The sequence below is a fragment of the Wolbachia endosymbiont of Wiebesia pumilae genome (assembly GCF_017869285.1).
Lineage (GTDB): Bacteria > Pseudomonadota > Alphaproteobacteria > Rickettsiales > Anaplasmataceae > Wolbachia > Wolbachia pipientis.
In genome coordinates, this window is sequence record NZ_CP054557.1 from 1,062,216 (window position 1) to 1,076,681 (window position 14,466).

14 protein-coding genes are annotated in these 14,466 nt (G+C 32.7%); 3 read left to right on the plus strand and 11 right to left on the minus strand.

Going from position 1 to position 14,466, the window contains the following annotated elements; genetic code table 11:
* Positions 1-3: 3 nt before the first annotated feature.
* The 6 genes from HUB92_RS05585 to HUB92_RS05610 form a co-directional block, all read right to left on the minus strand.
* On the minus strand, positions 4-612 hold the full coding sequence (locus HUB92_RS05585; RefSeq protein WP_209472644.1) for a hypothetical protein: 609 nt from the start codon (positions 610-612) through the stop codon (positions 4-6).
* A gap of 4 nt (positions 613-616) precedes the next feature.
* On the minus strand, positions 617-2,056 hold the full coding sequence (locus tag HUB92_RS05590; protein ID WP_209472646.1) for a hypothetical protein: 1,440 nt from the start codon (positions 2,054-2,056) through the stop codon (positions 617-619).
* A gap of 361 nt (positions 2,057-2,417) precedes the next feature.
* Positions 2,418-4,163, minus strand: a complete 1,746-nt coding sequence (locus tag HUB92_RS05595; protein ID WP_209472648.1) for a type I secretion system permease/ATPase — start codon at positions 4,161-4,163, stop codon at positions 2,418-2,420.
* 690 nt (positions 4,164-4,853) lie between these two features.
* On the minus strand, positions 4,854-5,645 hold the full coding sequence (lgt, locus tag HUB92_RS05600; protein WP_010962823.1) for a prolipoprotein diacylglyceryl transferase: 792 nt from the start codon (positions 5,643-5,645) through the stop codon (positions 4,854-4,856).
* Between the two features lie 6 nt (positions 5,646-5,651).
* On the minus strand, positions 5,652-6,101 hold the full coding sequence (gene smpB, locus HUB92_RS05605) for an SsrA-binding protein SmpB (protein ID WP_007548863.1): 450 nt from the start codon (positions 6,099-6,101) through the stop codon (positions 5,652-5,654).
* Positions 6,102-6,221: 120 nt separating this feature from the next.
* A complete protein-coding gene (locus HUB92_RS05610; RefSeq protein WP_209472650.1) occupies positions 6,222-8,066 on the minus strand; it encodes an ankyrin repeat domain-containing protein in 1,845 nt (614 codons plus the stop codon).
* 68 nt (positions 8,067-8,134) lie between these two features.
* On the opposite strand from HUB92_RS05610, the gene HUB92_RS05615 reads away from it, so the two are divergent.
* Complete coding sequence (locus HUB92_RS05615; RefSeq protein WP_010962821.1) at positions 8,135-8,665, plus strand: Na+/H+ antiporter subunit E; 531 nt, start codon at positions 8,135-8,137, stop codon at positions 8,663-8,665.
* Here the strand turns inward: HUB92_RS05615 and HUB92_RS05620 are convergent.
* Positions 8,658-9,074: a hypothetical protein gene (locus HUB92_RS05620; protein ID WP_010082489.1), complete on the minus strand. Its 417-nt coding sequence runs from the start codon at positions 9,072-9,074 to the stop codon at positions 8,658-8,660. The genes HUB92_RS05615 and HUB92_RS05620 overlap by 8 nt on opposite strands.
* Before the next feature lie 304 nt (positions 9,075-9,378).
* Between HUB92_RS05620 and purN the strand changes: the two genes are divergently transcribed.
* Positions 9,379-9,939 (plus strand): phosphoribosylglycinamide formyltransferase, encoded by a 561-nt coding sequence (gene purN, locus HUB92_RS05625; protein WP_010082490.1) that lies wholly within the window; start codon positions 9,379-9,381, stop codon positions 9,937-9,939.
* Between the two features lie 9 nt (positions 9,940-9,948).
* Here the strand turns inward: purN and HUB92_RS05630 are convergent, their stop codons facing one another.
* The 4 genes from HUB92_RS05630 to ribF are packed head-to-tail and all read right to left on the minus strand — an operon-like array spanning position 9,949 to position 14,027.
* Positions 9,949-11,268 carry a M16 family metallopeptidase gene (locus HUB92_RS05630; protein ID WP_010962819.1) on the minus strand — a complete coding sequence of 440 codons (1,320 nt, stop codon included), beginning with the start codon at positions 11,266-11,268 and terminating at the stop codon, positions 9,949-9,951.
* A complete protein-coding gene (locus tag HUB92_RS05635; RefSeq protein ID WP_209472652.1) occupies positions 11,255-12,595 on the minus strand; it encodes a M16 family metallopeptidase in 1,341 nt (446 codons plus the stop codon). The genes HUB92_RS05630 and HUB92_RS05635 overlap by 14 nt, the downstream gene beginning before the upstream one ends.
* Before the next feature lie 29 nt (positions 12,596-12,624).
* A complete protein-coding gene (gene lspA / locus HUB92_RS05640) occupies positions 12,625-13,101 on the minus strand; it encodes a signal peptidase II (protein ID WP_006279329.1) in 477 nt (158 codons plus the stop codon).
* The gene (ribF, locus tag HUB92_RS05645) at positions 13,098-14,027 is read right to left on the minus strand and encodes a riboflavin biosynthesis protein RibF (RefSeq protein WP_151807603.1); all 930 of its coding nucleotides are present in this window, start codon (positions 14,025-14,027) and stop codon (positions 13,098-13,100) included. The genes lspA and ribF overlap by 4 nt, the downstream gene beginning before the upstream one ends.
* 68 nt (positions 14,028-14,095) lie before the next feature.
* Here ribF and grxC point away from each other — a divergent pair, with 68 nt between their 5' ends.
* The gene (gene grxC / locus HUB92_RS05650; RefSeq protein ID WP_007550037.1) at positions 14,096-14,434 is read left to right on the plus strand and encodes a glutaredoxin 3; all 339 of its coding nucleotides are present in this window, start codon (positions 14,096-14,098) and stop codon (positions 14,432-14,434) included.
* The last annotated feature ends 32 nt before the right edge of the window (positions 14,435-14,466 follow it).

Sequence of the window (14,466 nt, forward strand, 5' to 3'; positions counted from 1 at the left end):
ACCTTATCTACTTAATATAGTATACCAATCAAAGACTATATTAGCTCTCACTATCTCTATCATATTACCATTCAAAATCTGATTCATAGTTGCAGCATCAATATTTCTCTGCTTATTTAAAATAAGAGATTTGATCATAACATAACCGGGCAGATTTGGAATAGACTGTAGAAATAAAAAAATATGCTTATCGCTGATTGAGCTTAAATTTAGGACCACTTCACTTTTTATTACTTTTGTGCGTTCACTTTTGTTGTGGAGCTCAACTTCTTCGGGTATAGAAATTGATATTTCAGGTTCTAATATATAGTACTTTTTATATAACTTGCTAAGCTCGAAATTTAAATTTGCAATGTATCTGCTACTATGTAAATTTGAAGAAGAAATTTTTTTCCATAAATCTAGGTTTTTATTTAGAACAACTTCCTTTTTTTGAATTCCAGTAATCTGTAAATTAATAGAACGTATTTTATTAATCGCAATTTGGTTTTTATTATAAATCTTTTCGTTATAGATAACAACATATGTTAATAACCCTATTAATCCAACAGATAATAACAAATACGATATAAACTGAATTGTAGCTTTTCTTTTTAATTGAGAGATAGTCATTAATCTACATTGCCTCTCCTATTTCAACATCAATAGATAGATTTTGCTCTTTAGCAGCAGGTAAGCTAGAAATATTAATGTCATAGGTACGAAAATTATCGTTTAAATTTTTTCGTAGTTTCTCGTATTGATGAGAAATATTTTTACCGGATTGAAAATTAAACTTTAAAGTTGTGGTAATATAACTTTTTGCCTCATTATAATTCCATTCAAATGATCGAAGCTCTATACCTGGTATTTTTAACTTTTCTACATACTTAACTTGTGTAAGAGGAGAGTATTCTATTTTTGATAAAATATTATTGATATTAATAAAATCATAAATTTCATCTATTTTTTTTACATTATAGCTTTGGCTAAGTTTTGTTAATTGGTTATTTAAGGTGTTCTGCTTTGCTGATAAATTATCAGCGACATTGAAATTTGAATACAAATTTAGCAAACAAAGGGTGTCTGTTATAACTAAAACCAGGGCGAAGTATAGAAAAATTCGAGGAGAGTTTAAATAAAGGTAATTGAATAGATAAAATTCTTTAGTTTCCTTTGTATTAAAAATAGCTGCTAATTTATTCTTAAAGCTATGAAACAAAATTATGGTATCGCAAAAGTTATCTTTTTCACTTATAGCTAGTTCTGCTCCTAATAGTTTGCCTAACTCATATGGAGTTAATATGTTCACACTGTTCTCTGAAAAATTTATGACTGATAAACTAGCTTTGATATCTTCTGACACTATGATACAAAGGTCGATAGGGTTATTTTTTTCAAACCCAAACTTAGTTAAGGATCGAATAGTATCTTGCACTTCCTGATATATTCCACCAGCGATAATTCCTGGTAAATTATCATTAGTAAATGATGTTAAGCGCGTAAATACCATTTTATTCTCTTTAAGAACCACTTGTCTATAGCCTCCCGTTTTAGTTGCAGCAACTATAATTTTCCAATTATTAGGATCTTTATGTAGAATCTTTTTTGTTATATTACTTATTTCTATAGGAAACATTAATATTCCCTTAAAGTTGGAGCCTATCTCAATAAACACATTCAACCAATATTCTACTAAATGCTTTGCTTTTGATGAAACAAGAAGATAGCACCAGTTTTGATTGAATTTGTTTGGCTTCTCAACCAAAAAAACTGAACTTATGTCATTATTACGAGAAAAATGCTCCATCTTTGTTTTTGCTGATAGATAGGCACTAATCTTGTTTGCCCTTGTAATAAACTGTAGCGAGTAATTTTGATCTGCATGATTAAGCACCAGGTATAAAGGTGCTTTTTTATCTGACGAAAGACATGAAATTAAATCGGAAACTGCTTTATCGTTTTTGCCCTTAACAAAATACCTTTTATTTAAAGTATTATTTTTAAAATATAGTAACATTATGCCTTCTTCTCCAATAGAAAGCATAAACTTACTTTTGGATTTTGAACTAAACATATTAACAAAGCATATACTTATCTAGAATTAAAAAGGCAATTTATTGAAATTCATTAAACGTTAGAGGGAAATATTGTTATAAATTTTCGCAGCAACATTATTTATATTATAATTTTTTTATAAAATTACCACTAATATTAAGTTATTTAGATAACAAATTAAGAAAATTCATTAAGACGAATTTGTTGTTTTTCAAATTGTAGGTAAACCTAAGCCACTTTAGCTATATCTGCCGATTGACTTTAATTAATAAGAGTTATTAATCTATTTACTATTCTTGTAATATTATTTCTAATGGTAAAGAAATATATATTTTTCTGGAACAGTTGTTATTTCAGATACAGAATTTATTGTAAGTAAACTAACCATTTGCTGAAGAGCGCTCATCTTCTGTGGTACTTGATGATGGAGCAACTAATTTGCTCAAAATCTCATCTTTTGGTCCCATAGCGTAAATGACACCATCTGACATGAGGATCACCTTATCAACTACGGACAATAACGGTAGCTTGTGAGTGATGATAACAGTAGTAGTATTTTGTTTTCTTGCAATGCCAATTGCATTAATTAAGCATGCCTCTCCATTGCTATCTAAGTTAGCGTTTGGTTCATCAAGTACTAAAAGTTTTGTGTGACCATAAAAAGCTCTGGCAAGTCCAAGAAGCTGTTTTTGGCCGCCAGAGAGCGTTACTCCTCCAGGACCTCCTATTGTTGTATCATATCCATTTGGTAAGCTTAGTATTAGTTCATGTATTCCTGCAATTTTTGCTGCTTTGATTATTTCTTCAGGATTTGGATCTGGCCTCATGCGAGCAATATTAGCTTTGACACTAGTGTTAAATAACTCAATATCCTGAGGTAAGTAGCCAACATAATTACCAAAATTTTCTCGATTCCAAGTATATACATCAGCGCCATCTAGTCTGACTACACCAGATATTGGCTTCCATACACCAACAGTTAATTTTGCGATAGTGGATTTACCAGAAGCACTTGCACCAATAACACCAACTACATCTCCAGGATCTATAATGAATGATATTCCTTTTACTGTCGGCTTATTGCTTCCATAAGGAGTAAAAAATACTCTATCAAATTCCAATTTTCCTTCAGGTTCTGGTAGAGCCATCGTTTGCTCTCTTTTTGGCGATGTTAATATAAGTCTTTGTAGCCTTCCATATGACATTCTAGCCTGATTTAAAAACTTCCAAGTATGAACCGCAGCGTCAAATGGTGCTAATACTCTACCCATTAAAATTGAAGCAGCGATGATGCTACCGGCAGTCTTATGAGCTGTGATTGCAAGTAATGCACCTGTTCCAATTACTGATATTTGCAGAGTTGAGCGCAAAAATTTAGTGATTCCAGTAATTACATTAGAGCGATTTTGTGCTTTAATTTGCATTGCTCGGTTCTGATCATTTCGTTTACACCAATCAGAGACTATGAATTCTGACATGCCCATAGCTTCAACCACTTCTGCATTTCTTGTTGCAACATCTATAGCATTGATATTCCGTATAGTTTCTTCGTTGGTTTCTTGTAATATTCGTTTAGTGGCAAGTTCATTCCATATTGCCATAGAGACTAATATAATAATTCCAGTAATAGCTATAAACCCCGTGGAGGTATGTATCATGAAAATCACAACAAGGTAAATTAACGACCATGGAGTATCAAACAGTGAGAATATACCATTTCCTGTAATGAAATTTTTTATCACTCCGAGATCTCGTATTGCTTCACCACTTGAAGTTGAGCTCTGCACTGACGTTAGCCTGATTGACCTTACTATCAGATCTGGTGTTGCAGTTTTATCGATCCAATCACCTATTTTTGCCATGGCTAAATATCGACAAGTTTCAAGCATTGCAGAACATGCAAATGCAGATAAAGTGATAATTGTCAGCATAGTTAGTGTTGATACACTTTCGCTCGATATCACCCGATCAAGCACTTGAGAGGTATAAAGTGGTAGGAATAACATTAATAAATTGATTCCCGCACTAAACCAAAAGATAAACCAAAATGCACTTTTGCATTGTTCTAGGCAAACATATAGAGTACTTTGCTTCAATTCTTTTTTTATTGATGGCGTAATTTCCACAATCTTCCTCTTAATTTGATTACATGCACCATATACAATTTTTATTACAAAAATATTAATAACGGTAGTTAGCTTACTTTAAGTGAGTAAAATATTAATATATGTGAATAGGAAATATAAACAATGGTAAAAAGAAGTATAGTTAATATTTCCTTCATTGCCTATAGCGAAGCTACGTCATACCGCGATTCATTCCATAGCTGTACGAACATTCATTTTTGAAGGTAAACTGCACAGCAAATGGTGTCATGAAAGTAGCTGACACTGGGATGGCTTTGTTGCATCGCTACTTATGAAAGGCTAACTATAATTAGGATTATAAGCAACTTATTGAAAATCTTGTTTTTTTGCAATCAATCTGATCAAATTTAAGAATAGTAATTTGTTATTTATATTAATAAATTTAATTCTATTGAAAATAGCTAAAGCATTGAAATTCTTGAATTTTAGCCAGATTAGTGAGTGGTAGTGAAATTTCTTTTACTCAAATTTAGGTATTCACTGACCGTTCTTGTTATAAATACCAGAATAATAAGCTACTGATATTCTCCACCTTTTTTATCTTTAATCCATCATAGCTAGCGATGCAACAAAGCCCACCGATTCATTCTACTGCAACGCAGAAAATTCGTACAATTGTGCATAATGTGGGGCTTCTGGCTACATTTTTCTATTGAACTCACCTTTTCTCTATGTGACAGATTTCGTATTAAATTTTAAATTTAATGCGCCTAGATATACAAGCATTCCTAGCAAAACCATAGGTATAGAAAGCAACTGCCCCATAGTTAAATCAAGCCACAAATAGCCAATTTGATAGTCTGGTTCGCGAAAGAACTCAACGAAAAAACGTGCTATTCCATACCACATAACTGCAATACCAGTTAACGCACCGTGATACAGTCTTATTCTAGTTAAGAAAAACAGTGAATTTGCAACTGCAAAAAGTAGCAGTCCTTCAAAAAGTGCCTCATAAAGCTGGCTTGGATGATGCAGCAAATTATCACCACTCTCTGGAAATACCATACCCCATGGCATAGTTGTAACTCTGCCAAATAACTCTCCGTTTATAAAATTGCCTATGCGACCTAAAAATAAACCTATGGGAACTCCGCAAGAAACTAGGTCCAGTGCATAAAATGTAGGGATATTATGTCTTTTACACGAAATTATTACTGCAAGCAAAACTCCTATAGCACCACCATGAAATGACATCCCTCCTTCCCAGGTCTTCAATATCTCAATAGGGTTGCTTATATAAAGAACTGGATCATATATCAATACGTAGCCAAGTCTACCTCCAAGGATAATACCTACAATAGTGGCTGTTAATAACGAATCGTAAAAATTCTTAGTAAATATTTTTTGGTCATCTAGCTTATGTAAATACCAATATGCAAACACTATACCCAAAACGTAGGCTAAGGAATACCAATATATAGAAACAGGACCGATGCTGAAAATTACTGGATTTAAAGACATATTTTGCTATAAATTATTCTTAGACAATCTACTTTTTTCACGATCCCACTCTCTCTGTTTTATGGTTGCTCTCTTATCGTAGAGTTTTTTTCCTTTTACAATGGCAATTTTAGTTTTTGCAAATCCTTTATCGTTAAAATAGACCGAAAGCGGCACAACAGTTATCCCAGCAGTCTTGATTTGACCAATTAGTTTATTTATCTCCTTTTTATGCAAGAGTAATTTACGTTCCCTTTTTGGTTTATGATTTTTTCGGTTCGCAGCTTTATATTCTGCAATATGCATATTGTGCAGCCATACTTCGCTATTCTTTTCAACAACGTAGGCGTCGGAAATATTTACTTTTCTTTCTCTTAGCGATTTAACTTCACTGCTTAATAAGACCATACCCGCTTCAAATTCTTCTAAGATGAAATATTCAAACCTTGCTTTCCTATTTTCTGCAATAACTTCCATATCTAAAGATATCTTTAAGCTTCAATATATTACAGAGTTTTTGACTTAATTCATAATAAAACAGTTATCCCAATAAATATAAGGTGCCAGGCTAGTCTGATAGCAACAGGATAACAAAAATCAAGTAAGTGTTTTTTCTGTCTCTCTAGGCACAAGTTCCTTTACTTCTTTCATTTCAGTTTTAGGCTTTGACATTATATATTGACCAGCACCAACTATGAGCGCAGATCCTGCAGCTAGCCCAATTATTGCTGGTACAGATAGGGCAGTAGCAAATGCAAGTGCAACACCAACTATCACTGCAGTTACAAAACACACAACAACACCTTTTACAATTGCATTTTTTGCAGACTGTTCTTTTTCTTTCATAATTGCATTTTTTCCAATTTGTTTTTCTTCCTTTTTCTCTGGAAGCTGCATTACATCTTTATTTTCAGTAAGATCCTTTGGCGTTTTTTTATTCTCATTTTTTAACGTTTGCTTTTTTTCCGCTTCCTCTAAAAGCTGAATTATACCTTGATCTTTAGTGAGGTCTCTTGGCGTTTTTCCATCAACATCTTTTAATGAAGGGTCTGCTCCAGCTTCTAGCAGAACTTTTACTATACCTTCGTGGCCATTTTTAGCAGCAAGATGTAAAGGAGTACGTCTATCACCATTTTTTGCCTTAACCTTTGCTCCTTTTGCGATTAGAGTTTTTACTATATCTTCGTGGCCATTTTCAGCAGCAAGATGCAAAGGAGTCCATCTATCAGCATCCTTTATATTAACATCTGCTTTCTCAACTAGAATTTTTACTACCTCTATGTGGTTATTTTCAGCAGCAAGATGTAAAGGAGCCCATCCTTTATCATTTTCTGCATTAACCTTTGCTCCTTTTTTGATTAGAATGTCTACTACATCTTTATGGCCCTCTCTGGCTGCAAGATGTAAAGGAGTCTCGTCCACAATACCTTCTGCATTAACATCTGCTTTCTCAACTAGAATTTTTACTACCTCTATGTGGTTATTTTCAGCAGCAAGATGTAAAGGAGTACATCCATCATCATCTTTTGCATTAACGTTTACTCCTTTATTTAATAGGTTTTTCACCTCCTCCTCATTATTATGTTTAACAGCTGAATGCAAAGCTTTGATGTTCTCTTGTGCCTTTAATAGAGCTCCTTTTACCACTTCATGGCCTTTTTGAAAAGCAAATGTTAAAGGAGTCCATTTATAATGATCTTTCGCATTAACATCTGCTCCTTTTTCAATTAGAGTTTCTACTATATCTTCGCGGCCATTTGCAGCAGCAAGATGTAAAGGAGTCCACCCATCACTATTTTTTGCATCAACGTTGATTCCTTCTGCTTTTGATAGAACTTGTACTATCTCTTTGTGGCCATTTGTAATAGCAAGATGTAAAGGAGCCCATCCTTTATCATTTTCTGCATTAACATTTGCTCCTTTTCCAATTAGAGTGTTTACTACATTTTCGTGGTTCTTTTCAACAGCAAAATGTAAAGAAGTCCATCCATCACCATTTTTTGCATCAACAATTGCTCCTTTTCCAGTTAGAATGGTTACTACATCTTCGTGGCCATAGTGAGCAGCAATATGTAAAGGAGTAATTTTATTATCATGTTCTGCATTAATATCTGCCCCGTTTTCAATCAGAGCTTTTGCTACATTTGCACAGTTCCAATAAGAAGCAAGATGTAACAATTTGACTTCCTTAGAATTTTGACCACGAGATATAGTAAATATGTAATTTATGCCAGATCCACTATCGTTGTCAGGTTTACTCTTTTCCCACTCTTGACATAAATCTGGATCTTCTTCTTGTAACTTAGCTTTTATTTTTTCAACTATATTGTCCTTGCTCAAATCTGAAAGGTCATTTATTTTTTTTAATATTTCCATAAATTTGTCATATTTCATAACTTCCTCACTTAAAAGACATAACTTAGTTGTTATATCTTTTAACATAGAAGTCAAGAACCTAAATATTCGTTATTATCTTTCCTTAAAGAGTCATTTAAGTTATATTACAGACTATGAAAAACCTCAACTTTAGGAAGGAAATCAAGTTTTTTTCTCTGTCATTTATAATTTTATTTGTTCTATGGACTGTATTGTCTGGTTATTTTGAGCCGTTTTTTATTTTTTGTGGAGTGTTTTCCTCTATATTCACATCGTTTATCTTTAGAAGGTTGATAAACGCTGAAAGAGCTCTTAGCCAGATTTTAAATAGTACGAGTAGACTGTCGTTTTATAAGTTAGTAAGTTATATACCATGGTTAATGTACCAAATCATTTTATCAAGTGTTTATGTAACAAAAAAGGTGCTACAACTCAAATCTAAGCTTGAGCCAATCATTATTCTAAGAAAATGCAAAGGGCATAATGATGAAAGCATTGCGTTATTTGCCAATTCAGTCACAATCACTCCCGGAACTTTAACTATCAATGTTGAAAGTAAGCAGAAAACATATTTCTCTACCATGTATTTGATAGATAAAGATCTTGAAAGCGGCATTTCTGAAATAGAAAATAAAATCTTAAAAATACTACGTTCAGTTAAGTAATTGCTTTAAATAAGTTAACAGCATCCTTATATTCCCTTACAAGACTTTCAAGCATTTCTTTTGGAAGGCTATTGTTAACAATAGAACATAAATAATTATACAAATCTTCTAACCTTAATACGTTATTTCTCTTCTTGCTGTTGAATTTATACGGAAAAATACCTTCCATAACTTCAATAGTAGTAGCCTTGTTTAAAAATACATTTTCACTTGTCACGCTTATTCTTGCTAAAACAGTGTTAATTTCAGGTTCGTCACTCGTATAAAAATCTGATAGCTGAGTTATTCTAATAACGTACAAAGTTACTATTTTTGACAAGCAATTATCAGCATATTCACAATTTTTTATTACCTCCCACTGAGTAACCTGAGATTTACCTATTTTTGCATTGTTCGGTAATTTACTCATTGAACTTTCTCCATTTAATCCAGTGTAATAAATTATACTAATACTTTGTTAAATAAATAATAACGCGATTACAAAAATATATACTTATAGTAGTATATTATACAAAAATAGCACAATATCTAAGCATTAAAGCTAGTTTTAGCTGGGTACATGGGGCTATTCGTTATTTTGTGTTGTCCAGTGAGGTCCAAAATTAGAGGTCCACTTATATAAAGAGTTTAGTCTGCCTTCTTTGCTATAAAATAAGTTTTCCTTTTGAGCTGTTTTGTTAGTATTAACTAAATTCTAAACTAACTGTGCTATAATGAAAAAGATAAAACTCGGAATACTAATTTCAGGTAGGGGGTCGAATATGCAGGCCTTAATAGAAGCATGTCAAGATCAGAATTTTTCCGCAGAAGTTGCATGTGTTATCACAAATAATAGCGAAGCTGCTGGTCTGAAAATAGCAGAGCAAGCAGGAATCTCAGCGTTTATTGTTAAAGATAAACCGCTTGATGCTGGTAAAATTCACGAAATACTTGTTCAACATAAGGTTGATTTAATTTGCCTTGCAGGGTTTATGAGAATTCTCAAAGCTGATTTTCTGAGTAAATGGCATAACAAGGTGATAAATATTCATCCCTCTTTACTTCCGTCTTTTAAAGGCCTAAACGCTCAAGAGCAAGCTCTAAAAGCAGGTGTAAAAATTACAGGTTGTACTGTACATTATGTCACTCCTGAAGTTGATGCTGGAGCCATAATTGCTCAAGTTGTTGTACCAGTGTTACCAGCTGATGATATTCAAAGCCTCTCAGAACGCATTCTAGCTGAGGAGCATAAGTGTTATGTAGAAGCAGTAAGGTCAATAGCAGAAGATATATGACTGTAATAATTATTGACCTTGAGCGTTTTTTCCAACTTCAACAAAAAATAAATTTTCAGGTTCCAGTAAAGAACTTGCCAGTTCGTTTACTTCCTCTAATTTAACATCATTAATGATATTCGCATAATTATTTATACGGTTAACATCACGATCATTTATCTGCATATTATCTAGCAGCGTTGCTGTATTTGTGTTATTGGACAGGAAAAGGACAAGATTATTTACCAAGCCAATTTTTGCATCCTTGAACAATTGTTCGTCAATTCCTTGCTTTTTTATTCTGCTAAATGTATCTTTTACTGCTGATATAGCTTTGCCAGCAGTAGAACTATCAGTACTTATAAATCCAGATATAATATTTCCATGTTTATTGGAAATAATACTTGCATAAACACCATAAGTAATACCCAAGTTTTGCCTCAGTTCTGTCATTAATATTGAATTCAGCCTCATGCCACCAAGTGCATCAATTAAGACACCAGCGTTATAATAATTAGGATCTTCATAAGCTATACCTTTTTGAGCAAAAAGTATCACACTCTGTGGTATATCCATAAAAATATTCTTACTTTCTGCAGAACCAAAATTATTTTTTACAGGTATTTTTCTAACTTTTGATCTTTTTGACGGCAATTTAGATAAATATTTATCTAATAGCGTAATAATTTCTTCTTTTTTTGTACAACCAGCAACACTGATAACTATGTTATCTTTAGCAAAATTACGCTTTATGTATGTTAAAACATCGTCTCTAGTAATGCTCATTATAGTATCAAGAGTACCGTACACACTTTTTGAGTAAGGATGTTTTTTAAACAATAACGTATCTAATTCTTTTCCAGCAACAAAATAAGGATTTTTTTCAAGATTATTAAAATCAACTTTGGCTTTCTCGAAAACTCTATTCAACCCTTCAGGGTCAACTTTAGGACGCATTATAGTATCGCTCAGTAATGAAATTGCTTCCTCTAGATTGTCAGACAAAGTATTTAATGAAACCCTAAATGCTTCTAAATCAGCAATAAAATTTAAACTAATCCCTTTATCTTCAAGCTTTTTCGCAAAATCTTTGGCATCATTTTTTCCTGCCCCTTCTTGGATTACAAGAGAAGTAAACCAAGCAAGCCCCTGTTTTTCCTTATTCTCATACACATAACCTGCATCCTTAAACGATATATTTAGTGAAACTTTTGGCAAATCATGATTTTCTACAAATAAAAACTTAAATCCTTTACGGGTAGTGACCTCCTCTATATTTAGGTTACCACTTGCTTGTAAATTAAAGCCTAGACAGAAAAAAAATAGAAATATAATTTTACTTATTCTCATTATTATCTCCTTTTGGTAATAAACGACCAATTAACTTATTAGCAGAAAAAATAGCACGGATTTTATTATTTACATCCTCTAGATTGACATCATTAATCTTGCTATATGAAATATCTATTTCATCAAGTGGAATACCAAGTGCAAGGTGTGGCACATAGAACATCGCTATATGAGTTAAGTCAGATAGATTATCAAACTGTGCTGCCTTATACCTATATTTTGAGCTTTGTAATTCCTCGCTCGTCACCCCTTTAGATACGAAGCCATTAATAGTATTATCTAACTCTCTTTCAACAATATCTAAATTAGCGCCACTTTTTGGAATTATCATAATATCAATGTAGCCATCACTAAAAGCTAGGCTATTATAATAAGCAAACACTGATACTGCCACATCTTTACCTAAAACCAAATCTTTATACAGTTTGCTGGATTTGCCGCCACCTAAAATGTCAACCGCTAAATGAGCAGCGGAAGCTTCGTTTATATGCTCAAATAAGGGTACACGATAACGAAAATATAAAACTGGTTCTTTTACTTCAGTGCTTTCTAAGGTCACCGATAGACCTGCGTTATGTACTGGGTCCTGATTAGGGTAATGCCTAATTATAGGCTTAGCTTTAATTTCGCCATACTTTTCTTCTGCTAATTTCACTACTTCATCAAGTTCCACATCACCCACAATCAGTAATATTGCATTGCCGGGGTGATAATAGTTATCATGAAACCTCGTTATGTCATCCTGATTGTAAGTTTTGATATCGCTCTCCCAGCCAATAACAGATCTACCATAGCCAGTACGATAAAATGCACTATCCATTTCTTCCCATAACAAGTTATGAGGTTGGTTATCAAATCTCATTTTTCTTTCTTCCAGTACAATGTTTTTTTCTCTATCTATTTTGTCTTGAGTAACATTAAAGTTTCCCATTCTATCTGCTTCAACTTCCATTGCCAGTGGTAAGTCTTTTTTGGGGACCAACTCATAATAACAGGTATATTCTTTAGTGGTAAACGCGTTAAATTGAGCCCCAATGCTACTCATAGTGGCTTCTATATCTGTGAACTTTCCTGTAGTTTCAAACATTAAATGTTCAAAGTAGTGAGCCAATCCTGCTTTGCCGATTGGATCATCCATTCCCCCAACTTTGTATATTACTGCATGTAAAACGGCTGGAATCCGATGATTAGAAACAACATAAACATCTAGTCCGTTATTGAGTTTAGTATATTTTATGTTGTGCTCTATGTTTAAAGCATTCGAAGAAATTGGGTAAGTAAAAAAAAGTACAGGTAGTATAAGAAAACTAAAAAACTTATGAAGCATTATTTCGACCTAATATAAAAACAATTATTTTATTCCTCATTTTGTTTAGAAATAAGCATATCGTATATATACCACTTATATAACAATGTAAACATTCCACAAACTATAGATAAATCTGCTAAATTAAAGGCTGGCCAATACCAATCATCAATATGAAAATATATGAAATCATATACAGCTCCCCAATAGATCCTATCAACTACGTTTCCGATTGCTCCACCAATCATCAGAGAAAAACCAAGGTAAGTTGACTGATCGTCAGACTTGTATATCAAATATGCAAGTATACCAATTATTAGTATTGAAAATGCTGAAAAAAAGAAACCGCCATGTGGTAAAGCGCTACACATTCCAAAACTAATACCTGAATTCCAAACTTCAACTAGTTTTATAAAACTAGCGATCTCAATTGATTCTCCTTCATCAATCAATGAGTTTATGTACAATTTGCTCGTTTGGTCAATCAATACTATAATTAATATAACAACTAAGCATAACTTTTTCATAAATTTGCCTTTAACCTATAAACTTTAAGTATATCATAATTTATCTGTTTTGTTAACTCCTCAATACTATGGAATTTTTTTTCTGACCTTATGAATTTTAAAAGTTGTATATTGACTTTATGACTATATACGTCTTCATCAAAATCGAATATGTGCATTTCTATTATAGGCTTTTTCAGATCCTTAAAAGTAGGTCTCATACCAATATTGACTACTCCATATAACCAATTTGGATTACTATCAGGAAAAGTCACTCTAGCGTAATATGTGCCAAACTTAGGTTTTATCATGCAATCTTCTATAGGAATATTTATGGTTGGAAATCCTATTTCTCTACCTCTACATGCACCTTTTGTCACAACACCAGAAACTTGATAAGGCCTGCCGAGCAATTTATTAGCAATTTCTATTTCGCCCCTTTGTACATACTCCCTTATTGAAGAAGAGCAAATTTTGCCGTCAATTGTTAATGGCTCTAATTTAGTCAAAGAGTATCCATATATTTCAGAATATTTCTCTAGAGTTAATATATTACCCAATCGTTTATGACCAAAAGTGCAATTTTCTCCGACAATTATGTGTTTAGCGCCATATTTATCTATTAAAATCTCACTGATAAAGTCATCGCAGCTAACCTCAGAAAAACCTCTATTAAAATTAATAATATATAAGTAATCTATACCATAGCTGCTGATTAGTTCCTTTTTTTGTTCTTGGTCTATTAACCTAAAATTGTTTCTACCAAATAAAACAGTTGATGGGTGAGGCTCAAAAGTTAAAACTGCAGAGGGTAATCCTCTTTCTTGTGCTACCTTCTTTAGAGTAGAAATTGCAAACTCGTGTCCTAAATGAATGCCATCGAAATTTCCGAAGGTTAGTGCTATATTATTTTCTATTCCTTGCTCACAATTATAAATAATTTTCATACAATTTGATGTTTTTACATGTTTCTTATATATAATAACTATATTTTAGTAAGCTACGGAGATAAATTGTGAAAAATGTTGTGATATATGTAAAGAAGGGCTGTCCATACTGCATAAGGGCAAAGGATTTACTAGATAAAAAAGGTGTGAAGTATGAAGAAATTGATGTGCTCAAAAACTCAGATCTATTTAACGACATAAAATCAAAGTATAACGTTAGAACAGTTCCACAGATTTTTATCAACGATAAGCACATTGGGGGGTGTGACAAATTGATGGATCTTGAAAAAGAAGGAAAGTTGGATGATATGCTAAATAATAATGACAATCACACTGATGTCACAACCTACACAAACAGCAATGATGAATGTGGAGAGTGTGTTATACCACATGATGATTTTATGTAACTTTTTATCTTGTTTTGTCGTGTAATACGTAA

What these genes read in the sequence shown, in the direction of transcription:
- HUB92_RS05585 (WP_209472644.1), bottom strand. Translation starts at nt 612, where the DNA reads ATGACTATCTCTCAATTAAAAAGAAAAGCTACAATTCAGTTTATATCG.
- HUB92_RS05590 (WP_209472646.1), bottom strand. Translation starts at nt 2,056, where the DNA reads ATGTTTAGTTCAAAATCCAAAAGTAAGTTTATGCTTTCTATTGGAGAA.
- lgt (WP_010962823.1), bottom strand. Translation starts at nt 5,645, where the DNA reads ATGTCTTTAAATCCAGTAATTTTCAGCATCGGTCCTGTTTCTATATAT.
- smpB (WP_007548863.1), bottom strand. Translation starts at nt 6,101, where the DNA reads ATGGAAGTTATTGCAGAAAATAGGAAAGCAAGGTTTGAATATTTCATC.
- HUB92_RS05610 (WP_209472650.1), bottom strand. Translation starts at nt 8,066, where the DNA reads ATGTTAAAAGATATAACAACTAAGTTATGTCTTTTAAGTGAGGAAGTT.
- HUB92_RS05615 (WP_010962821.1), top strand. Translation starts at nt 8,135, where the DNA reads ATGAAAAACCTCAACTTTAGGAAGGAAATCAAGTTTTTTTCTCTGTCA.
- HUB92_RS05620 (WP_010082489.1), bottom strand. Translation starts at nt 9,074, where the DNA reads ATGAGTAAATTACCGAACAATGCAAAAATAGGTAAATCTCAGGTTACT.
- purN (WP_010082490.1), top strand. Translation starts at nt 9,379, where the DNA reads ATGAAAAAGATAAAACTCGGAATACTAATTTCAGGTAGGGGGTCGAAT.
- HUB92_RS05630 (WP_010962819.1), bottom strand. Translation starts at nt 11,268, where the DNA reads ATGAGAATAAGTAAAATTATATTTCTATTTTTTTTCTGTCTAGGCTTT.
- HUB92_RS05635 (WP_209472652.1), bottom strand. Translation starts at nt 12,595, where the DNA reads ATGCTTCATAAGTTTTTTAGTTTTCTTATACTACCTGTACTTTTTTTT.
- lspA (WP_006279329.1), bottom strand. Translation starts at nt 13,101, where the DNA reads ATGAAAAAGTTATGCTTAGTTGTTATATTAATTATAGTATTGATTGAC.
- ribF (WP_151807603.1), bottom strand. Translation starts at nt 14,027, where the DNA reads ATGAAAATTATTTATAATTGTGAGCAAGGAATAGAAAATAATATAGCA.